5 protein-coding genes are annotated in these 24,409 nt (G+C 49.1%); all 5 read right to left on the bottom strand.

What is annotated here, in order from left to right:
* Positions 1-99: 99 nt before the first annotated feature.
* Positions 100-3,132, bottom strand: a complete 3,033-nt coding sequence (locus ACOJUO_RS09720; protein WP_422136529.1) for a hypothetical protein — start codon at positions 3,130-3,132, stop codon at positions 100-102.
* Between the two features lie 162 nt (positions 3,133-3,294).
* The gene (locus ACOJUO_RS09715; RefSeq protein ID WP_422139663.1) at positions 3,295-8,217 is read right to left on the bottom strand and encodes a hypothetical protein; all 4,923 of its coding nucleotides are present in this window, start codon (positions 8,215-8,217) and stop codon (positions 3,295-3,297) included.
* 319 nt (positions 8,218-8,536) lie between these two features.
* Positions 8,537-13,468, bottom strand: coding sequence for a hypothetical protein (locus ACOJUO_RS09710; protein WP_422139662.1), 4,932 nt, complete (start codon positions 13,466-13,468; stop codon positions 8,537-8,539).
* Between the two features lie 209 nt (positions 13,469-13,677).
* Positions 13,678-18,585 (bottom strand): hypothetical protein, encoded by a 4,908-nt coding sequence (locus tag ACOJUO_RS09705; RefSeq protein ID WP_422139661.1) that lies wholly within the window; start codon positions 18,583-18,585, stop codon positions 13,678-13,680.
* 811 nt (positions 18,586-19,396) lie between these two features.
* On the bottom strand, positions 19,397-24,286 hold the full coding sequence (locus ACOJUO_RS09700) for a hypothetical protein (RefSeq protein ID WP_422139660.1): 4,890 nt from the start codon (positions 24,284-24,286) through the stop codon (positions 19,397-19,399).
* Positions 24,287-24,409 lie beyond the last annotated feature (123 nt).

The following is a 24,409-nucleotide window of genomic DNA, read 5'->3' as shown; positions in this document are numbered from 1 at the left end:
TTTTGCGACACCCTCGATTGGGCGAGGGTTTACGACGATTTTGCTAAAAATAAGCGTACAGATTCAAAAAACAGGCGCACCATAACAGCCAATTCGAACTCAATAATATCTGTTGTCTTCACCCCACTTTCCAAAATATTCCGATAGCAACTGGTCCCACTCATCCTGATTTTTTGTATGTTTACTCATGATAGCGAGATTGATTTCCAGCCAGTATTGCTCGTCATGGCCTTCAGGCAACGAATTAAAAAATTCAATGGTTGTTAAGGGGCTAACGGCAATGTTTTGATGAAGCAAACAGTGTTTGGCTATTCTTAATTGACTCTCTTCTGAGCATTCTTTCCAAAATTGATGAAAATATTCCCGATACACTTTGAGCTGATAATTACAAAAAAAAGCTTTGTAAGCTTCCATTTCAGCCAGAGGCAGGCCATCTATTTGCAGGGATAAGATTGAGTTGTTTTGTATACTTTCGCTACTGCCCTCAGGAATTTCCTTCAAGCAATCATCATGCTCATCCGTACTGTTGGCATTGACGCCAAAGTCTATGTATTTGTCATTGGATTCAGGGAACAGAACAAGGTTCATAACATTTAACATCAACGACAAAACTGATTCCCGGGAAAAGTCATTGTCTTTGAGGCTATTGAGGGGGCATAATTCTTCAAGTGGATTTCCACTCGTACTATTATAATCTCCTTCTTTCAGGAAGGTGGTTCTGAACTCAAAATACACATCTTTGAGATCTTTGATTTGACTATGATAGAACTCCGGATTATTCCGGACAAAATTTATTGCATTGGCAGTACTTTTAAATTCAATGGAGAAAAGTCCATAAATGATTTTATGAAGTTGCTGTGGATAAGTTCTGATAATTTCATCAATATGTTGGGACAGAATATCCCGGCTTAAATCATCCAGCGATGTTGAGAAATAGCATAAATAATCACTCTTCCCCATCACCTCCAGCCAATTTTCCAGATTGAACTCATTGTTCTCATTAACACAGGACTGATACAGGATTCGGGAAATCTGGCATGTACTTTCAAGTACCTCGCCATCCTTACCACCTGGAGTGTAAAACCGAACATTGTCTAATACCGATGATGAAAACCGCTCACCTTCAAAAGAACATCGGGCGAAAAAGCAACTGCCAACAATGGCACTGTTTAACAGCTCTGTATTGAATTTACATTGCTGAAATGTAATGGATGGCAGGATTGTACCCTTCATTGAACAGCCACTGAAATCAATGCTTTTTATACGACTCTTCCTCTTCAGCTCAAAACCATCCAGGGAATCCAGCTTGCCCTCCAACAGTTGTGGGTTTTGTTCAAACAGCAACTGTATGCGCTCTTCGCCACAAGAGCTGACGATACCTTTGATGCCTGGGTGATGCTTACTGTCTTCAGAGGTTAACTCACGGTAGAGGAGTGCCTGAGGGTTCCGCAGTTTATTCAGCAGCAAGGGCATGGAGGAAAAGTCATCCGTTTTCGAGGCGGGCTCTGGTTTTTCAGGACACGGGTAGCGAGTTGCCATCCCGGCATAATCCCAATGGAACATGACCGGCTCCCCTTCCGGGGTTAGTTCAATGCCCTCCCAGGCACTGTTCACCATGCTTTCGTTACCGACAATCACATTAATCAGCAATAATCTGGCCCACTGCTCTGAAGAAAGAGAGCGCAGCGTCGCCTCGCCGCCTTTGAGCTTGCCCTGCCATTGTTCGGGAACGGGACTGACCACATAAAAATGACCCTGCTCCTCATGAACAAAACTCTGAGGGACTGTGATGCCCAGCAGCCCGGCAAGGTTAGCCATTAGCAGCTGGTTGCGGGCGCTTAGCTCACAGCTCGCCGGTTTGACGGAATATACTTGTTGGCTAACGGGGTCGTTGTGAAGCGCCGCTGGCCAGGTGCTATGACATTCTTCCATGGCAGCACTTTTCATGGCACCAGCTTGCGGAGTCAGTTTTGCCAGAGAGAAGGACGATGCCGGTGGTTCTGTCAGCTGTCCGGTATAGGGCGTAATCAACTCCCGAACAACACCGGACTGTTCACCTATGCTAAACAGCTGATAACTAAAGGGCGAAGGATGGTGCTCCCACTGCTTCTTAGTGTTTTCACAGCGGGTGGCGGCACCGATGCTGAAGAAATGTTTGTGGTTTGCTTCACTGTCCTGCAACTTGATCGGACACCAGAGGTCACCCTGCCTGGCAATCACCCGGCAGACCTCTTCGGCCAGCAGGCGCCAGTCTTGCCTCTTGAGATCATCCTGACAGTCAGCAAAACACTCCAGCCGATCCATGTAAAAACATCTTCTGATCCGCATGACTTCCAGCGTATCTGCATCGTGGAGCAGACTGCGCAGGGTTTGTATCGCCTCGGGCAGATGCTCGCAGCCCTTCGGATTATCCTTGTGGCAAATGGCTTCACCACACTGCCAGGCCGGGGACTGATCCACGCAGATGTTGCGCAGATGTTCCCTCAGATTGTCAGCACTGGCCCGCTCCCACTCCAACGTATCGAAACCATCGCCTTCACGGCCAGTATCGTGAAACAGGCAGGTTTTGATCAGCAAGGGTATCATTTGGTCGGGAAATTCCCGCGCCAGGCGATCGCCGTGCAGTTTACGCTGTTGCAACAGGGCTACTGCCCAGATCGCCGCCCGGCAACTGTGCTGGAGACCGTGAACCTCGCGGGCAATGGTCTGGGCAGAAGGTGAGATGTGTGATGGGCGATAAGGCTGAAGCAAGGCCGTTTTTGCTACCTGAGTGGATTCAATCAACGATGGATCAATGACCGGCCAATGGGCTGGTTCAGTTTCGGTTTCGCCTATACTCGGACACTTTTCTACCGGTTCACTGGTCAGCGTTGCCAGTGATGTGCCACTGATTTTCGAAGTAATATCAGCAACGGTTACATTACGTTTATGCCCGGCCTGACAATCAATTTTGATTGCCTGATTCCACTTTTCAGAAGCAGCACCGGGGAGCATGACCTCTTCAAGTTCACTCACTTTCCTGGTGGCAAAGGCGACGCCTTTGTTAACACTATTGTCAGATGAAGGGATACAACCGGCAAAAGATAGCTGTTCTGTTGTTCCACCTACTGTTTTCCTGGGGAGCGAATCCATTTTTTTAGCCCTCACTGCTGTCCTTGTAATAAGTACCTAACCAGTTGGTTTCCTCCATTGTCAGGGCTAAAAATCCAGACGATGCGTAATATGCTCGCAGGCAGGCTGAAAAAGGTGTGGGTGTCCTGGTCATTCATAGGCTCGCAGGCAGGCAATTCGAGCTCAATAAAATTCGTTATTATTAGCCCACCCTCGAAAATATTCCGGAATCAAGCGGTTCCACTCATCCTCATTTTTTGTATGTTTACCCATGTTAGCGAGATAGATTTCCAGCCAATATTGCTCGTCCTGGTCTTTAGACAACAAATCCATAAATTCCTTGGTTGTTATAGGACTAACGGCAATATTTTGATGACGCAAACAGTGTTTGGCTATTGTTAATTGACTCTCTTCTGAGCATTCTTTCCAGAGTCGATGAAAATATTCCCGGCACTCACTAAGGTGTAATTTACAAAAATGAGCTTTGAACTCTCGCATTTTAACCAGAGGCAAGCCGTCTGTTTTCAGGGATAAAATGGAGTTATTTTCTGTACTTTCGCGATTGACCTCAGGAATATCCTTCAAGCAATCGTCATGCTCATCCGCGCTGTTGGTATTACCGCTAAAGTCTATGTATTTATCATTGTATTCAGGGAACAGAACAAGATTAATAACATTTAATATCAATGCCAAAACCGCTTGCCGGGAAGAATCATTGTGTTTCAGGCGATTCTTGGCAAATAATCTTTCCAATGGACTTAATCGCATGTTGACACAACGTACTTCTTTTAGGAAGGTCGCTCTTAAATCAAAATACCAATCTTTGAGATCTTTGATTTTGCAATCACAGAATTCCGGATTATTTTCGATAAAACTTACTGCATTGGCAGTATTTTCAAATTCAAAGAAAAAAAGTACATCAGTAATTTGACAAAGTTTTTTTGGATAAGTGCTTTTAATTTCATTAATATTTTGGGACAGCACATCACTGATTAAATTCTCCAGCGGTGTTGAGTCGTAGTGTAGAAAATCACTTTTTATCATCACATCCAGCCATTGCCCCAGATTGAACTCATTGTTTTGATTAATACACGACTGATATATGATTCGGGAAAGATGGTGTGTACTTTCAAGTACCAGGCCATCCTTACCAGCTGGAGCGTAAAAGCGAACCTTGTCTAATACCAATGATGAAAACCGCTTACCTTCAAAAGAACATTTGCTGAAAAAGCCATAGTCAACTTTGGCACTGTTTAACAACTCTGTATTAAATTTACATTTGTTAAAAAGAGTGGATTTCAGTCTTGTTCCCTCCATTGAACAGCCGCTGAAATCAATCCTTTCTATACGACCCTCACTATTTAACGTAAGACCATCCAGGGAATCCAGCTTGCCCTCCAACAGTTGTGGGTTTTGCTGAAACAGCAACTGTATTTGCTCTTTGCCACAACACTTGACGAGTCCTTTGATGCCTTCGTGATACTCGCTGCCTTCAGAGATTAACTCGTGGTAATAGATTGACCAGGATTCCCGGAAAAGCTGTTCCAGCGGACGTCCATCGGGCCAGTGGCTAAAGCGTTTCTTTAGTGTACCCAACAATTGCCGCTGTCCTTCGAGAGAACTCATCTCAAGCTTGTATAACTCGTCAAGCAGGGACACGGGATTGGAAAAACGAGTCTCTTGTAAACTACTGTGCTCAATCACACTTCGGTAGTCATAGGTCGATCGCGTAATGATTTTTTCATTACGTGTGAAGGCTTCCAAACCAGAAAATTCCTTCCCATAATGCTTTTCATCTCTATAAATTTCTGCATCCATACGACCGAGTGTTTCAGAAGTCAGACGCAAAGACATGGCCCCACCAGGTTTGTATCTGGACTTATCCTCCAGCCCCTCCATGACTCGGAAAAATATGTATTTTGTGTCGCAATTCATCCTTGTTACCGTATGCATCGCACCGATATCATGGGGTTCCATACCGATCTGACTACGTCTTTCAAAAGAGTTCAGGGCAGCTTCATTTTCCAGGCTGAGCAAAAACTGTTCACTGTTCCGCTCCTCCTCTGCATGAAAGTTTAAATTGTGCCCAAGGCAGAAGTTCCTTGCGGGGTTTGCCGAAATGCCATGGGGAAACCCCGGAAGGAATTGCACCCAACGTCCTGCGCGAATACGAGAGTGGGTGTCCCATTTCAGTTCTTCATCACTGAGATTCAGCAACCGTTTAAGAAACGCTTTTTTGCTGGTGTTTACCGGGGTATTAATATCCGCTGCCACGGCACGGTTCATATTACCAAGGCAGCCGTGGTAGTCGGCCAGGGCGTCCAGCCATATCGCCTCCAGATCACTGGTATCCGGCCGCTCCCCGTCAATGCCCAGCTCTGCCAGCTCCCTGAACAATGCTTCAACCACCGTTTTATTGTGTCCCCCAAAGGTGAGGGTCAGTTGATTTTCATAACTCAGGGCATCAGGCAGGTTCGGAGGTGAAAACAGGATATTGCCCCCTTCACAGACGGTCGATTCAAGTAATACAGCCCGAACCGGTGGGGTGGCCAACCGGGCTTCCTTCAGTTGTTCCGGACTCAAATAACTGACGCTCTGGCCTGTCAGTTTGGCAAAACCATGGCTGAATTCAGCCAGTTCTACTGTCGCTTCAACCTCTTCGCCAATTCTTGAACTGACTCGTGCAGGAAAGACAGGGACGGGCAGTGGTGTTTTGATGGCTGGCAGTTCTGCAATATACGGTACGTCGGCTTTTGATGATGCCCGGCACTTGTTAGCAATGTCCTGCAGAATCGTCACGGTGTTATCAATGGTATTGTGATCCTTTGCCTGCCATCGTGATTTATTTTTGGCTAACTGCCCGGCCACTCTCTCACAATCATTGGCCAGGCTGGCCAGGTCACTGCGCCAGTCGCGGTAACTGCCTTCCAGGGCATACCTGGAATCATTCAGGGCAAAGTTGGTATATTTAACCCGCATCGCCAGACGGTGCAATCCCCGATCCAGGGCCAGGTTATCAGCCAGTTTATTGCCCGCTTCCCGGGACAACTTCAGGGTCATCCGGGTAATGGGTTGGCCATTGGCATCCAGTAACTGGCTGATACCGATCTGCCCGCCGCAGATATCCCGGCCTTTGACCGGCAGCCAACCACCACGGATACCCGCCGCCTCTATCGCCTTGTATTCCGCCATGGATACCCGCTCACCTGCCTCCAGACTGTTGGGAAAGCGAGTGGTCAGCCAGGCAATGCGATCATGAATAGTCTGTCGTAACCAGCTGCGGTCACCGGGCAGAAAACCGCTGTGTTCGATGAGCCGGTCCAGGGCCTGCCAGTCAACCTGGCGCAAGATATCCTTCAGGGTATGGCCCAGCAAGTCATCCTCTAATTGCACGAGAATATCGACGCAGGGGTTATAGATCGGCAACGAGTTCATGGAGGGCGCCTGAGGGTCCCGCAGTTTTTGCAGCAGCACGGGCATGGAGGAAAAGTCATCCGTTTTGGGGGCGGGCTCTGGTTTTTCAGGACACGGGTAGCGAGTTGCCATCCCGGCATAATCCCAGTGAAACATGACCGGCTCCCCTTCCGGGGTCAGTTCAATGCCCTCCCAGGCACTGTTTACCATACTTTCGTTACCGACAATTACATTAATCAGCAATAATCTGGCCCACTGCCCTGGAGACAAAGAGCGCAGCGTCGCCTCGCCGCCTTTGAGCTTGCCCTGCCATTGTTTGGGGAAAGGACTGACCACATAAAAATGATCCTGCTCCTCATGAACAAAACTTTGAGGTACTGTGATGCCCAGCAGCCCGGCAAGGTTAGCCATTAGCAGCTGGTTGCGGGCGCTTAGCTCACAGCTCGCCGCTTTGACGGAATATACTTGTTGGCTGATGGGGTCGGTGTAAAGCCCCGCTGACAAGGTGCAGCTTTGGCATTCTTCCATGGTAGCAGCTTGCGGGGTCAGTTTTGCCAGGGAGAAAGACGATGCCGGTGGTTCTGTCAGCTGTCCGGTATAGGGCCTAATCAACTCCCGGACAACACCGGACTGCTCACCTATGCTAAATAGCTGATAACTGAAGGGCGAAGGGTGGTGCTCCCAATGCTTCTTAGTGTTTTGACACAGGCTGCCGGTACCGATACTGAAGAAATATTCGCAGTTTGCGTCACTGTCCTGCAACTTGATCGGAGACCAGAGGTCACCCTGCCTGGCAATCACCCGGCAGACCTCTTCGGCCAGCTCGCGCCATTCTTGCCTCTGCTGATCATCCTGACAGTCAGCGAAACATTCCAGCCGATCCATGTAAAAGCACCCTCTGACCCGCATAACATCCAGCGTATCGGCGTCATGGAGCAGGCTGCGCAGGGTCTGTATCGCCTCGGGCAGATGCTCGCAGCCCTTCGGATTATCCTTGTGGCAAATGGCCTCACCACACTGCCAGGCCAGGGACTGATCCACGCCGATGTTGCGCAGATGTTCCCTAAGGTTGTCAGCACTGGCCCGCTCCCACTCGGGCGTATCGTTCCCATCGCCTTCACGACCCGTATCGTGAAACAGGCAGGTTTTGATCAGCAAGGGTATCATCTGGTCGGGAAATGCCCACGCCAGGGGATCGCCGTGCAATTTACGCTGTTGCAACAGGGCTACTGCCCAGATCGCCGCCCGGCAACTGTGCTGGAGACCATGAACCTCACGGGCAATGGTCCCGGCAGGAGGTGAGATGTGTGATGGGCGATAAGGCTGAAGCAAGGCTGTTTTCGCTACCTGAGTAGATTCAATTAACGATGGATCAATGACCGGCCAATGGGCTGTTTCGGTTGCAGCTATTTTTGGACGCTTTTTTAACGGTTCAATGGTCAGCGCTGCCAGTGATGTGCCACTGATTTTCGAGGTAATCTCAGCAACGGTTACATTACGTTTATGCCCGGCCTGACAATCAATTTTGATTGCCTGATTCCACTTTTCAGAAGCAACATCCGGGCGCATTAGCTTTTCACTTATACTTACTTTTTTGGCAAAAGCGACGCCTGTCTTAGCACTATTGCCAGAGGAACGGATACAACCAGCAAAAGCTGGCTGTTCTGTTGTTTTAATAGGAAGCGGATCCATTTTTTAGTCCTCGCATCTGCCCTTGTTACACCAGTCTGATTAAGACGAACCTGATCGAATGTGATTTTCGACTTTTTATCCAACAATTAGTTCCCTCCATTGTCAGGGCTAAAAATCCAGACGATGCGTAATATGCTCGCAGGCAGGCTGAGAAAGGTGTGGGTGTCCTGGTCATCTGGTCATACCGAATCCCTTACAGTTTGGACAGTTTATCCAGTCAGTTAGTTCCATCCATTCTGTGAAGACTGGGCAAAACTATAAGATTGACTCCATACCTGCCGAATGGCAGGAGGTACTGAGGAGGGCAGGCAATTCGAACTTAATAAAGTTCGATGGGGTTGGCCCATTCCCCAAATTCGTCCACAAGCAACGAAGCCCACTCTTTATGAATTTTTATATGTTTTTCCATGTTAGCTCTATAGAGCTTCAGCCAATTTTCCACATCCTGACCTTTACACAACAATGTTATAAATTCCTCGGTTGTTGAAGGGCTAACGGCAACATTTTGATGACGCAAACAGTGTTTGGCTATTGTTAATTGACTCTTTTCTGAGCATTCTTCCCAGAATTGATGAATATAGTCCCGGTACTCTTTAAGGTAACTGTCACATAGCCAAGCCTTGTAATGTCGCATTTCAACCAGAGGCAGGGCATCTTTTTTCAGGGATAAGACTGAGTTGTTTTGTGTAGTTTTGCTACTTACCTCAGGAATGGCCTTCAAGCAATAGTCATGCTCATCCGCGCTGTTGGCATTGACGACAAAGTCTATATATTGATCATTGGATTCCGGGAATAGAACGAGGTTAATAACATTTAACATCAACGCCAAAACCGCTTCCCGGGAAAAGTCACTGGGTTTGACGTAGTAGAGTTTGAATAATTCTTCAAATGGATCACCTTGCAGCCCCTTATAATCTCCTTTTTCCAGGAATAGGGTTCTGAACTCAAAATACAAATCTTTGAGATCTTTGATTTTGCGATCATAGAATTCCCGATTACTCCTGACAAAATTTATTGCATTGGCAGTGTTTTTAAATTCGATGGAAAAAAGCCCATAAAGAATACGACAAAGTTGCTGTGGATACGTTGCGATAATTTCATCAACATTTTGGGACAGAATATCACGACTCAAATCATCCAGCGGTGCTGAGTCCCCGCGTAGACAATAGCTTTTGCCCATCAGTTCCAGCCATTGTTGCAGATTGAACTCATTGTTCTCATTAACACACGACTGATACAGGATTCGGGAAAGCTGCTGTGTGCTTTCATATACCAAGCCATCCTGATCATTTTCAACGTGAAAACGGGAATTGTCTAATATCGATGATGAAAACCGCTTACCTTCAAAAGAACATTTGGCGAAAAAGCCGTTCTCAATGGTGGCATTATTTAACAGTTCTGTCTTGAATTTACACTCCTCAAATGAAACGGATTGCAACACTGTGCCATTCATTGAACAGCCTCTGAAATCAACCCCTTTTATATTAAACCCACCCTTCAGCTTAAGACCATCCAGGGAATCCAGTCTGCCCTTCGACAGTTGTGGGTTTTGCTCAATCAGCGACTGAATGTCCTTTTCACCACAAACCTTGACGAGACTTTTGATGCTTTTGTCAAACTGGCTGCCTTCACAGATTATCTCATGGTAAAGGACTGACCAGGATTGCCGAAAAAGCTGTTCCAGCGGGCGCCCATCAGGCCAGTGGCTATAGCGTCTCTTCAAAATAGACAACAATTGCCGCTGACTTTCGCTAGAGCTGATATCAAGCAGGTTCAACTCGTCAAACAAGGACAGAGGGTTGGAAAAACGAGTCTCCTGTGGATTAGCCGAATTATTGTGCTGAATCAAACTCTGGTAGTCACAGGTTGACTGCTTAATGATTTTCTCATTACGAGCAAAGGCGTCCAAACCAAGGGCCTTATTAAACTGACATTGATTATCATAAATTTCTGCATCCATACGGCCGAGTGTTTCAGAAGTCAACTTCATACACATGATCCCATTTTCATAAACCCGCCCTGAATAATCCGCCAGCTCCGCGTCCTCGATGATTCGGGTAAATGCATATCCGGTGTCGCATTTCATCCTGCGCAACGAAGCCCTGGGATTGATATGCCAGGTAGGTTCCATCCCGATCTGAGTACGTCGTTCAAAGGAGCTCAGGGTAGCGTCATTACTCAGGCTATCGATCATAAATCGTTCTTCGCTCCCTTCCCGATCTGCACAAAATTGTATATCGTGCGCGGGGCAGAACTTTCTGTCGGGGGTTGCCGAAATGCCTTGGGGCGAGCCCGGACGTAGTTGAACCCAACGTCCTGCGCGAATACGAGAATGGATTTCCCAATCAAGCAATTCTTCGTCACTGAAGTTCAGCACTTCTTTAAGAAAGGCTTTTTTGCCGATGTTTACCGGCGTATTGAGATCCGCTGCCACGGCAAGGTTCATATCACCAAGGCAGCCATGGCAGTCAGCCAGGGCGTCCAGCCATTGCTCCTCCAGGTCGGTGGTATCCGGCCGCTCCCCATCAATGCCCAGCCCTGCCAGTTCCCTGAACAATGCTTCAACCACTGTTTTACTGTGTCCCGCAAAGGTGAGGGTCAGTTGATTTTCAAAGCTCAGGGCTTCTGGCAGGTTCGGAGGAGAAAACAGAATACTGCCGCCTTCACAGACGACCGATTCGAGTTCAACGGCTCGTACCGGTGAGGCACTCAGGCGGTTAACCTTCAGTTGTTCCGGACTCAAATAACTGACCTTCTGGCCTGTCAATTTGGCAAAACCGTGGCTGAATTCAGCCAGCTCTACTTTTGCTTCAACTTCTTCGCCGATTCTTGAACTGACTCGTGCAGGAAAGACAGGGGCGGGCAATGGCGTTTTAATGACTGGCAGTTTTGCAATGGACGGCAGGTCGGCGGCTAATGACGCCCGGCACTTGTTTGCAATGTCCTGCAGAATCGTCACGGTATTGGCAATGCTATCCTGATCCTTTTCGTGCCATCGTGTTTTATCTCCGGTTAACTGCTCCGCCATGCCGTCACAGTCATTGGCCAAGCTGGTCAGGTCACTGCGCCAGTCTCGGTAACGTCTGTTCAGGGCAGAGTTGGTATATCTAACCCGGCTGGCCAGACGGTGCAATCCCCGTTCCAGGGCCAGGTTATCAGCCAGTTTATTGCCCGCTTCCCGGGACAACTTGAGGGTCATCCGGGTGATGGGTTGGCCATTGGCATCCAGTAACTGGCTGATACCGATATGCCCGCCCCGTATATCCCGGCCTTTGACCGGCAGCCAACCGCCACGGATACCCGCCGCCTCTATCGCCTTGTATTCCGCCATGGATACCCGCTCACCCGCTTCCAGGCTGTTGGGAAAGCGGGTGGTCAGCCAGGCAATACGATCATGAATAGTCTGCCGTAACCAGCTGCGGTCACCGGGCAGAAAACCACTGTTTTCGATCTGCCGGTCCAGCGCCTGCCAGTCAACCTGCCGCAGGATATCTTTCAGGGTATGGCCCAGTAAGTCATCCTCTAATTCTGAAAGAATATCGACGCAGGGGTTATAAATCGGCAACGAGTTCATGGGGGGCGCCTGAGGGTTCCTCAGTTTATGCAGCAGCAAGGGCATGGAGGAAAAGTCATCCGTTTTCGAGGCGGGCTCTGGTTTTTCAGGACATGGGTAGCGAGTCGCCATCCCGGCATAATCCCAGTGGAACATGACCGGCTCTCCTTCCGGGGTCAGTTCAATGCCCTCCCAGGCACTGTTGACCATATTTTCGTTACCGACAATCACATTGACCAGCAATAATCTGGCCCACTGCTCTTGAGACAGAGAACGCAGTATTGCCTCCCCGCCTTTGAGCTCGCCCTGCCATTGTATGGGGACAGAACTGACTACATAAAAATGACCCTCTTCTTCATGGACAAAGCTCTCAGGTATTGTGATGCCGAGTAGCCCGGCAAGTTTAGCCATCAGCAGCTGGTTGCGGGCACTTAGCTCACAGCTCGCCGGTTTGATGGCATAAACCTGTTGGCTAACGGGGTCGTTGTAAAGCCCCGCCGGCCAGGTGCTCTGGCATTCTTCCATGGCAGCAGCTTGCGGGGTCAGTTTTGCCAGAGAGAAGGACGATTCCTGTGGTTCTGCCAGCTGCCCCGTATAAGGCGTAATCAACTCCCGAACAACACCGGACTGCTCACCTATGCTAAAGAGCTGATAACTGAAGGGCGAAGGGTGGTGCTCCCACTGCTTTTTGGTGTTTTCACACAGGCTGGCGTCACCGATGCTGAAGAAATGTTCGCAGCTTGCGTCACTGTCCTGCAACTTGATCGGATACCAGAGGTCCCCCTGCCTGGCAATCACCCGGCAGACCTCTTCGGCCAGCTCGCGCCATTCTTGCCTCTGCTGATCATCCTGACAGTCAGAAAAACACTCCAGCCGATCCATGTAAAAGCTTCCTCTGACCCGCATAACATCGAGCGTATCGGCGTCATGGAGCAGACTGCGCAGGGTCTGTATCGCCTCGGGCAGATGCTCGCAGCCCTTCGGATTATCCTTGTGGCAAATGGCTTCACCACACTGCCAGGCCAGAGACTGATCCACGCCAAAGTTGCGCAGGTGTTCCCTCAGGTTGTCAGCACTGGCCCGCTCCCACTCCGGCGTATCGTTCCCATCGCCTTCACGACCCGTATCGTGAAAAAGGCAGGCTTTAATCAGCAGGGGTATCATGTCGTCGGGAAATGCCCGCGCCAGACGATCGCCGTGCAGTTTACGCTGTTGTAACAGAGCTACTGCCCAGATTGCCGTTCGGCAACTGTGCTGGAGACCGTGAACCTGGCGGGCAATGGTCTGGGCAGAAGGAAAGATGTTTGATGGGCGATAAGGCTGAAGCAAGGCTGTTTTCGCTACCTGAGTGGATTCAATCAACGATGGATCAATGACCGGCCAATGGGCTGTTTCGGTTGCAGCTATTTTCCGACGTTTTTTTACCGGTTCAATGGTCAGCGTTTCCAGCCCTGTCTCAATTATTTTTGGGGGAATATCAGTGGCGGCTACTTCCTGCCCGACATTTCGCATGCAATGAATATTGGCTGCCTCATCCCGCTTTGCAGAAGCAACATCCGTGGGCATTAACTCTCTACTTATACTCACTTTTCTGGCAAAAGCGGTGCCTGTCTTATCAATATTTTCAGATAAACTTGAGCCGGCAAAAGGCGTCTCTTCTCTTGTTCCACCTACTGTTTTACCGAGGAGCGAATCCATTTTTTTAGCCCTCACTACTGTCCTTGTAATATTGACCTTCTGAGTCAAACCGAATCCATTGAAACTTGGACAGTTTATCCAGTCAGTTAGTTCCATCCATTCTGTGAAGACTGGGCAAAACTGTGAGATTGGCTCCATACCTGCCGAATCACAACATCACCTTGTCTATTGTTAAAAGTGCCTCACTGAGGAGGGCAGGCAACTCGAACTTAATAAAATTTGGTGGATCTGCCCCATTCGCCAAATTCTTCAACAAGCAACGGAATCAACTCACTCTGAATTTCTACATGTTTTCCGATGTTAGCGAAATGGATGTTGCGCCAATTTTCCTCGCCGTGTTCTTTAGATAACAAATTAAAAAATGCCCCGGTTGTTTTGGGGCTAACGGCAACATTTTGATGACGCAAACAGTGTTTGGCTATTGTTAATTGACTCTCCTCTGAGCATTCTTCCCAGAATTGATGAATATAGTTCCGGTACTCTTGAAGGCGAAACTTGCAAAGACGAACTTTGTAACGTTGCATTTCAACCAGAGGCAGGTCATCTGTGTTACTTTGTGCACTTGTGCTACTTACCTCTGGAATGGCCTTCAGGCAATAGTCATGCACATCGGCACTATTGGTATTGACGCCAAAGTCTATGTACTGATCATTGGATTCAGGAAACAGAACAAGATTAATAACATTTAACATCAACGCCAAAACCGCTTCACGGGAATAATCACTGCGTTTGACGCTATAGAGTTTAAATAATTTATCAAATGGAGTCCCTGATTCACCCAGATATTTTCCTTCTTTCAGGAAGTTGGTTCTGAACTCAAAATACAAGTCTTTGAGATCTTTGATTTTGAGATCATAGAATTTCGGATTATTACTGGCAAAATTTATTGCATTGGCAGTACTTTTAAATTTAATGGAAAAAAGTCCATTAATAATTTTACAAAGTTGCTTTGGATAAGTGTTTTTAATTTCTTCAATGTGTTGGGACAGAATATCCCGGCTTAGATCATCCAGCGGTGTTGAGCCGAAGCGTAGAAAATCACTTTTTCCCATCACCTCCAGCCATTGTTCCAGATTAAACTCATTGTACTGATTAACACACGACTGATACAGGATTTGAGAAAGATGATGTGTACTTTCATATATCTTGCCCTCCTCATAACCTTCAGAGTGAAAACGGGCATTGTCTAATAGCGATGATGTAAACCGCTGACCTTCAAAAAAACATCCGCTGAAAAAGCCTTTTTCAACAATAGCACTGCTTAACAACTCTATATTGAACTTACACTCCTCAAATGAAACAGATTGCAACACTGTGCCGTTCATTGAACAGCCCCTGAAATCAATCCTTTTTATAAGAGCCCCACCATTCAGCTTAAGACCATCCAGGGAATCCAGCTTGCCCTCCAACAATTGTGGGTTTTGCTCAAACAGCAACTGTATGCCCTCTTCACCACAAACCTTGACGAGACTTTTGATGCCTTTGTCAAACTGGCTGCCTTTACAGGTTATCTCAAGGTAAAGGATTGACCAGGATTGCGGAAAAAGCTGTTCCAGTGGGCGCCCGTCGGGCCAGTGGCTAAAGCGTTTCTTTAGCCTGCGCAACAATGCCTGACCTTCGGGAGAACCCATCTCAAGCAGTTTCAACTCGTCAGACAAGGACACAGGATTGGAAAAACGGATCTCTTGTAAATCACTGTGCTGAATCACACTTTGGTAGTCACCTGCTGACTGCGTAATGATTTTATCATTACGGGCAAAGGCGTCCGAACCAAAGAATCCCGACGCAATTTGGCTTTGGTTGTTATAAATTTGTGCATCCAGACGGCCGAATGTTGCAGAATCCAGGCGCATACACATGACCCCACCTCCGCTTTGCCTGGAATTAGCCGCCAGCTCCTCCTCCATGACTCGGGAAAATGCATATTCGGCATCGCATTTCATCCTGAGTGCCGAAACATTCCCGGTTGGATCTATCCCGATCTGGGTACGTCGTTCAAAGGAACACAGGGTCGCTTCATTTTCCAGACTCTCGACCACAAACTTTCCACTGCTGCTTTGCTGCAATGCAGAATAGTTTAGATCGTGCGCGGGGCAGAACTTCCTGGCAGGGTTTGCCTCAATACCATGGGGCAACCCCGGGCGATAATGCACCAGACGTCCTGCGCGAATACGACAATGGATTTCCCAAACCAGTTCTTCGTCACTGAGGTTCAGAAGCTCTTTAAGAAATTTCTTTTTGCGGGTGTTTACCGGAGTATTGATCTTCGCTGCCACGTCAAGGTTCATATCACCAAGGCAGCCGTGGTAGTCGGCCAGGGCGTCCAGCCATTGCTCTTCCAGGTCAGGGATATCTGGTCGCTCCCCACCAATGCCCAGCTCTGCCAGTTCCCTGAACAATGCTTCAACCACCGCTTTAGTGTGTCCCGGAAAAGTGAGGATCAATTGATTTTCAAAGCTCAGGGCTTCAGGCAGGTTCGGAGGAGAAAACAGAATACTGCCGCCTTCACAGACGACCGATTCGAGTTCAACTGACCGAACCGGTGGGGCGATCAGGTTGGCATGATCCATTTGTTCCTGACTCAAATAACTGACGCTCTGGCCTGTCAGTTTGGCAAAACCGCGGCTGAATTCAGCCAGCTGTACTTTCGCTACATCGTTTTTGCCGGTTCTTGAACTGATTCGTGCAGGCAAGGACGTGAAAGGCAGTGGAGTGTCGATGGTTGGCAGTCTTGCAATGGAGGGCACGTCGGCAGCTAACGATGCCCGACACTTTTTAACAATGTCCCGCAAAATCATCACGGTATTATCAATGGCATAGTGATCCTTTTCGTACCATCGTGTTTTATCTTTGGTTAACTGCTCGGCCATTCCCTCACAGTCGTTGGCCAGGCTGGCCAGGTCACTGCGCCAGTCACGGTAATCGTGGTTCGGGAGGTTTTTGGAATTATTCAAGGCAAAGTTGGCATATTGAACCCGGATGGCCAGACGGTGCAATCCCCTTTCCAGAGCCAGGTTATCTGCCAGTTTATTGCCCGCTTCCCGGGACAACTTGAGGAACATCCGGGTGATGGGTTGGTCATTGGCATCCAGTAACTGGCTAATACCGATCTGCCCGCCCTGGACATCACGGCCTTTAACCGGCAGCCAACCGCCACGGATACCCGCTGCCTCTATCGCCTTGTATTCCGCCATGGATACCCGCTCACCCGTCTCAAGGCTGTTGGGAAAGCGAGTGGTCAGCCAGGCAATACGATCGTGAATAGTCCGCCGTAACCAGCTGCGGTCACCGGGCAGAAAACCGCTGTGTTCGATCAGCCGGTCCAGGGCCTGCCAGTCAACCTGGCGCAAGATATCTTTCAGGGTATGGCCCAGCAAGTCATCATCCAATTGCGCGAGAATATCGACGCAGGGGTTGTGGATCGGGAACGAGTTCATGGGGGGAGCCTTGGGGTCCCGCAGTTTATTCAGCAGCACCGGCATGGAGGAAAAGTCATCCGTTTTGGAGGCAGGTTCTGGCTTCTCGGGACAGGGGTAGCGAGTCGCCAGCCCGGCAAAGTCCCAGTGGAACATCACCGGCTCCCCTTCCGGGGTCAGTTCAATGCCCTCCCAGGCACTGTTAACCATATTTTCATTACCAACAATCACATTAATCAGCAATAATCTGGCCCACTGCTCTGGAGACAAAGAGCGCAGGGTCTCCTCCCCACCTTTGAGCTTACCCTGCCATTCCCCGGGGACACGACTGACCACATAAAAATGCCCCTCTTCCTGATGGACAAAGCTCTGAGGTACTGTGATGCCCAGCAGTCCGGCGAGGTTGGCCATCAGTAACTGGTTGCGGGCACTTAGCTCACAGCTCGTCGGTTTGATGGAATAAACCTGTTGGTTAATGGGATCCTTGTACAGCCCCGTTGGCCAGCTGCCCGAGCAGTCTTTTATGGCAGTAGTTTGGGGGTTCAGTTGTGCCAGTGAGAAAGACGATGCCGATGGTTCTGCCAGCTGTCCGGTATAAGGCGTAATCAGCCCCCGGACAACATTGGACTGCTTAGCTATGCTAAAGAGCTGATAACTGAAGGGCGAAGGATGGTGCTCCCACTGCTTTTTGGTGCTCTCGCACTGGCTGTCGGCACCAATGAAGAAGAAATGTTCGCGGTTTGCAGGACTGTCATGCAAGGTTATCGGATAAAAGAGGTCACCCTGCCCGGCAATCACCTTACAGACCTCTTTGGCCAGCGAGCGCCACTCTTCCCTCTGGTGATCATCCCGACAGTTAGCAAAACACTCCAGCCGGTCCATGTAAAAGCATCCTCTGACTCGCATAACATCGAGCGTATCCGCATCATGGAGCAGGCTGCGCAGGGTCTGTATTGCTTCTGGCAGATGTTTGCAGCCCTTCGGGTTATCCTTGTGGCAAATCGCTTCACCACATTGCCAGGCCAGGGACTGTTCCATGCCACAGTTGCGCAGGTGTTCCCTCAGGTTGTCAGCACTGGCCCGCTCCCACTCCAGCGTATCGCGCCCATCGCCTTCACGACCAGTGTCGTGAAACAGGCAGGCTTTAATCAGCAGGGGGACCATGTGGTCGGGAAATGCTCGCGCCAGGCGATCGCCGTGCAATTTACGCTGTTGCAACAGGGCTACTGCCCAGATTGCCGTCCGGCAACTGTGCTGGACACCATGAACGGGGCGGGCAATAGCCTGTGCATGAGGCACGATAATGTTAGGACAATAATGCTGAAGCAAGGCCGATTTCGCTACCTGAGTGGATTCGATCAACGATGGATCAATGACCGGCAAATGGGCTGTTTCGGTTGCAGCTATTTTCGGACGCTTTTTTACCGGTTCAATGGTCAGCGTTTCCAGACCTGTCGCAATTATTTTCGGGGGAATATCAGTGGCGGCTACTGTATTTCTGTCCTTGTGCCCGAAATCAATATTGATCGCCTTATCCTGCTTAGCAGAAGCAACATCCGGGCACATTACCTTTTCTCTTCTACTCACTTTCCTGGCAAAAGCGCTGCCTGTCTTATCAATATTTTTATCAATATTTTCAGATAAACTTAAGTCGGCAAAAGGCGCCTCTACTTTTCCTTCGTTAATAGGAAGCAAATCCATTTTTTTAGCCCTCACTACTGTCCTTGTAATATTGACCTTCTTGAGTCAAACCGAATCGATTGAACCTTAGACAGTTTATCCAGTCAGTTAGTTCCATTCATTCTGTGAAGACTGGGCAAAACTATAAGATTGGCTTAGCAAAATCGTCGTAAACCCTCGCCCAATCGAGGGTGTCGCAAAACTTCAACAGCTCGTTCTCACGCTCTGAAGTCGTCATTCCCGCGAAGGCGGGAATCCAGCGCCAACGGTGGATCTCTGCCTTCTCGGGGATGACAAGGCCAGGGGAACACCGGGCAGTATGGTTCTGGTGGTAAGTCAGTGTGGATTCCCGCCTTCGCGGGAATGACGAGAATGAAATCGGGAATGACGGGGGTGAAGGCGGGAACCAGAGTTTTGCGACACCCTCAATCGGGCGGGGATATAAGACGGGAACGCAGAGCGTTCCGGTTGAGTATTTGTACGTGGTTGGTTATATTTTCCATCGGTCTGTCTCTATGCAGAGACTCACGGTGACGAAAACCAAGCACTGTTAACAAAAAATTAAGGCAGAGACAACTGCCCAACCGCCCTTGAAGAACCAGACGAGCCCATACCTGAGTGACCCGTTGAGGCTGCGGCAAATCAAACAAAAGACCAATAAATAACCGAGGGGCACCCGGTTACTGCTGATGGAGGCTTCTGTGTAAGTCCAGTCGCTATAGGCTGGCTGTAGCCTGTGAAGTCAGAAGCCTCGCCTGACAAGGCGGGGAGTGTCACGAGCCTGTTGTCTATTGGCAAAAGTGCAACATTGGGTAAGGCAGGCAATTCGAACTCAATAATAACTGTTGCCTTTACCCTGCTTGCCAAAATATTTCTTAAACAAGAGGTCCCACTCTTTCTGATTTTTTTTATGTTTTCTCATGTTAGCGGCATAGATTTCATGCCAATTTTCCTCACCGTCTTCTTCAGACAACAAATTTAAAAATTCTCTGGTTGTTGAGGGACTAACGGCAACATTTTGATGGCGCAAACAGTGTCTGGCTATTGTGAATTGACTCTTCTCTGAGCATTGTTCCCAGAATTTATGAATATAGTTCCGATACTCTTTGAGGCGAAAGTAACAAAGATGAGCTTTGTAACCTTGCATTTTAACCAAAGGCAGATCATCCATGTTGCTTTGTGTACTTTCACTACTTACCTCAGGAATGGCCTTCAGGCAATGGTCATCCGCGCTGTTGGCATTGACGCCAAAGTCTATGTATTGACCACTGGATTCCGGGAATAGAACAAGGTTAATAACATTTAACATCAACGCCAAAACCGCTTCCCGGGAAAAATCATTGTGTTCGAGGATATAGGGGGCGCATAATTCATCAAATGGATCACCTGACGAGTTCTTATAATCTCCTTCTTTCAGGAAGATGGTTCTGAATTCAAAATACAAATCTTTGAGATCTTTGATTGGGCGTCGATAGAATTCCGGATTACTCGAGACAAAATTTATTGCATTGGTAGAACTTTTAAATTTAATGGAGAAAAGTGCATAAATAATTTCACAAAGTTGCTGTGGATATGTTTTTTTAATTTCATCAATATGTTGGGACAGAATATCCCGGCTTAACTCATCCAGCGGTGTTGAGTGACCGCGTAGACAGTCACTTTCCCCCATCACCTCCAGCCATTGTTTCAGATTGAACTCATTGTTCTGATTAACACACGACTCATACAGGATTCTGGAAAGCTTCCGTGTACTTTCATACACCAGGCCTTCTATATCCCTTTCAGGGACAAAACGAACATTGTCCAATAGCGAGGATAAAAGCCGCTTGCCTTCAAAAGAACATTCGCTGAAAAAGCCATTTTCGACAGTAGCGCTGTTTAACAGCTCTGTATTGAATTTGCATTTCTGAAATACAACGGATTGCAGAACTGTACCCTCCATTGAACAGCGACTGAAATCCATCCCTTTAAAAGTATGCTGAATCCCGTCCAGCTTAATACCATCCAGGGAATCCAGCTTGCCCTCCAAGAGATGTGGATTTTGCTCAAACAGCCACTGTCTGTACTCTTCACCACAACACTTGACGAGACCTTCGATCTCTTCGGCAACTTTGCTCTCTTTGCGGGTTGACTGATGGGAACAGGGCTGCTGAAAAAGCTGTTCCAGCGGGCGCCCGTCGGGCCAGTGGCTGAAGCGTTGCTTTAGTGTACCGAACAGTTGCCGCTGTTTTTCGGGAGAACTGATCTCAATTCTGTTCAACTCGTCAAGCAAAGATAAAGGGTTGGAAAAACGAGTTTCCTGTGACTTATCGTGCTGAATCACACTTCTGTAGTCATCAGTTGATTGCGCAATGATTTTCTCATTACGGGCGAAAGCCTCCAAACCGAAGAAATCCCCAAAACATTGGCCGTCATCTCTATAAATTTGTGCATCCGTACGGCCCAGTGTTGCAGAAGTGAAACGCATGTGCATGGCCCTGCCATTTATAGACTTGGAATTATCCGCCAGCTCCTCCATGATTCGGGAAAATGTATATTCAGTGTCGCAGTTCATCCTGCGCGCCGAAGCCTTGGCAGCAATATGCCAAAGCGGTTTTATCCCGATCTGAGTTCGTCGTTCAAAGGAGTTCAGAGCCGCTTCATTTCTCAGGCTGGTCACAATCTGTTCACTTTTCTGTTGCTGCTGCGCACAAAAGTCTAACTCGTGCCCGGGGCAGAACTGCCTGACGGGATTGACCTCAATACCATGGGGCAGCCCCGGGCGGTAATACACCAGACGTCCCGCGCGAATACGATAATGGATTTCCCAATCGAGCAATTCTTCGTCACTGAAATTCAGTAATTCTCTAATAAAGGCTTTTTTGCCGGTGTTTACCGGGGTATTGATATCCGCTGCCACGGCAAGATTCATATCACCCAGACAGCCATGGTAGTCGGCCAGGGCGTCCAGCCATTGCTCCTCCAGATCAAGGATATCTGGTCGCTCCCCACCAATACCCAGCTCTGCCAGTTCCCTGAACAATGCTTCAACCACCGTTTTACTGTGTCCCCCAAAGGTGAGGGTCAGTTGATTTTCAAAACTCAGGGCTCGAGGCAGGCTTGGGGGAGAAAACAGAATACTGCCGCCTTCACAGACGGCCGATTCGAGTTCTACTGCCCGAACCGGTGGGGCGCGGAGGTGGGCAGCCTTCAGTTGTTGCGGGCTCAAATAACCGACGCTCCGGCCTGTCAATTTGGCAAAACCGTGGCTGAATTCAGCCAGTTGCACTTTCGCTTCAACGTCTTTACCGGTTCTTGAACTCACTCTTGCAGGCAAGACCGGGGCAGGCAGAGGCGTTTTGATGGCTGGCAGTTCTGCAATAAACGGCACATTGGTAGCTAACGATGCCCGGCATTTGCTAACAATGTCCTGCAGAATGATCACAGTCTTATTAATGGTCTTGCGATCCTTTGCGTGCCATCGTGTTTTATCTCTGGTTAACTGTTCCGCCATGTCGGCACAGTCATTGGCCAGGCTGGTCAGGTCACTGCGCCAGTCGCGGTAATGGTCGTTCGGGGCGTGTTTGGGATTATTCAGGGCAAAGTTGGTATATTTAACTCGGCTGGCCAGACGGTGCAATCCCCGTTCCAGGGCCAGGTTGTCAGCCAGTTTATTGCCCGCTTCCCGGGACAACTTGAGGGTCATCCGGGTGATGGGTTGGCCATTGGCATCCAGTAACTGGCTGATACCGATCTGCCCGCCCCGTATATCCCGGCCTTTGACTGGCAGCCAACCGCCACGGATACCCGCCGCCTCTATCGCCTTGTATTCCGCCATGGATACCCGCTCACCCGCTTCCAGGCTGTTGGGAAAGCGGGTGGTCAGCCAGGCAATACGATCATGAATAGTCTGCCGTAACCAGCTGCGGTCACCGGGCAGAAAGCCGCTGTGTTCGATCTGCCGGTCCAGGGCCTGCCAGTCAATCTGCCGCAAGATATCCTTCAAGGTATGGCCCAGTAAGTCATCCTCTAATTGTGCAAGAATATCGACGCAAGGGTTGTAGATTGGCAAAGAGTTCATGGGAGGTGCCTGAGGGTTTCTCAGTTTTTGCAGCAGCAAGGGCATGGAAGAAAAGTCATCCGGTTTGGGGTCAGGCTCTGGTTTCTCCTGACACGGGTAGCGGGTCGCCATCCCGGCATAATCCCAGTGGAACATGACCGGCTCTCCTTCCGGGGTCAGCTCAATGCCTTCCCAGGCACTGTTCACCATATTTTCATTACCGACAATGACATTAATCAGCATTAATCTGGCCCACTGCTCTGGAGCCATAGAGCGCAGCGTCGCCTCCCCGCCTTTGAGCTTGCCCTGCCATTCCCCGGGGACAGAACTGACCACATAAAAATGGCCCTGCTCTTCATGGACAAAGCTTTGAGGAACTGTAATGCCCAGCAGCCCGGCAAGGTTAGCCATCAGCAGCTGGTTGCGGGCGCTAAGCTCACAGCTCGCCGGTTTGATGAAATACACCTGTTGGTCAACGGGGTCGCTGTAAAGCCCCGCTGGCCAGCTGTTCTGACATTCCGTATAGGTAGCAGGCAGGTTCAGTTTTGCCAGGGAGAATGATGATTTCGATGGTTCTGCCAGCTGTCCGGTATAAGGCGCAATCAGCCCCCGGACAACAGCGGACTGTTTACCTACGCTAAAGAGCTGATAACTGAAGGGAGAAGGGTGATGCTCCCACTGCTTTTTAGTTTTTTCGCACCGGCTGGCGTCACCGATACTGAAGAAATGCTCGCGGTCTGTGGGTCTGTCCTGCAATCTAATCGGGTACCAGAGGTCACCCTGCCTGACAATCACCTGGCAGACCTCTTCGGCCAGCAGGCGCCAGTCTTGCCTCTGATAGTCATCCCCAGAGGCAGCGAAACATTCCAGCCGATCCATGTAAAAGAAGTCTCTGACCCGCATAACATCCAGCGTATCTGCGTCATGGAGCAGACTGCGCAGGGTCTGTATGGCTTCTGGCAGATGCTGGCAGCCCTCTGGATTATCCTTGTGGCAAATGGCTTCACCGCACTGCCAGGCCAGGGACTGATCCACGCCGCAGTTACGCAGGTGTTCCCTAAGGTTGTCAGCACTGGCGCGCTCCCACTCCAGCGTATCGTCTCCATCGCCTTCTCGACCCGTATCGTGAAACAGGCAGACTTTAATCAGCAGGGGTATCATTTGGTCGGGAAATTCCCGCGCCAGGCGATCGCCGTGCAGTTTACGCTGTTGCAACAGGGCTACTGCCCAGATTGCCGTCCGGCAACTGTGCTGGACACCATGAACCTTGCGGGCAATTGCCTGTGCAGGAGGCGCGATGCTGTCAGGAGAATAAGGCTGAAGCAAGGCCGTTTTCGCTATCTGGGTGGATTCAATCAACGATGGATCAATGACCGGCCAATGGGCTGTTTCGGTTGCAGCTATTTTCGGACGTTTTACCGGTTCAATGGTCAGCGTTTCCAGACCTGTCTCTATTGTTTTCGGGAGAATATCAGTAGCGGCCCGTTTGTGCCCGATCTTGTGCGAGAAATCATTATTGTCTGCGTCAACCCACTTTGCAGAAGCCACATCTGTGGGCATTAACTCTTCACTTATACTCACTTTTCTGGCAAAAGCGCTGCCTGTCTTATCAATATTTTCAGATAACCTTGAGTCTTCAAAAGGCGCCCGTACTTTTCCTGCGTTGATAGGGAGCAAATCCATTTTTTTAGCCCTCACTACTGTCCTTGTAATTCTGAACTTTTGGAGTCAAACCGAATCCATTACAGTTTTGACAGTTTATCCAGTCAGTTAGTTCCATCCATTCTGTGAAGACTGGGGAAAACT

This window comes from Endozoicomonas sp. ALC020 (assembly GCF_049275935.1).
Taxonomy (GTDB): domain Bacteria; phylum Pseudomonadota; class Gammaproteobacteria; order Pseudomonadales; family Endozoicomonadaceae; genus Endozoicomonas_A.
Note: the sequence above shows the minus strand (reverse complement) of the source record. Positions and strands in the feature narration are given on the sequence as shown.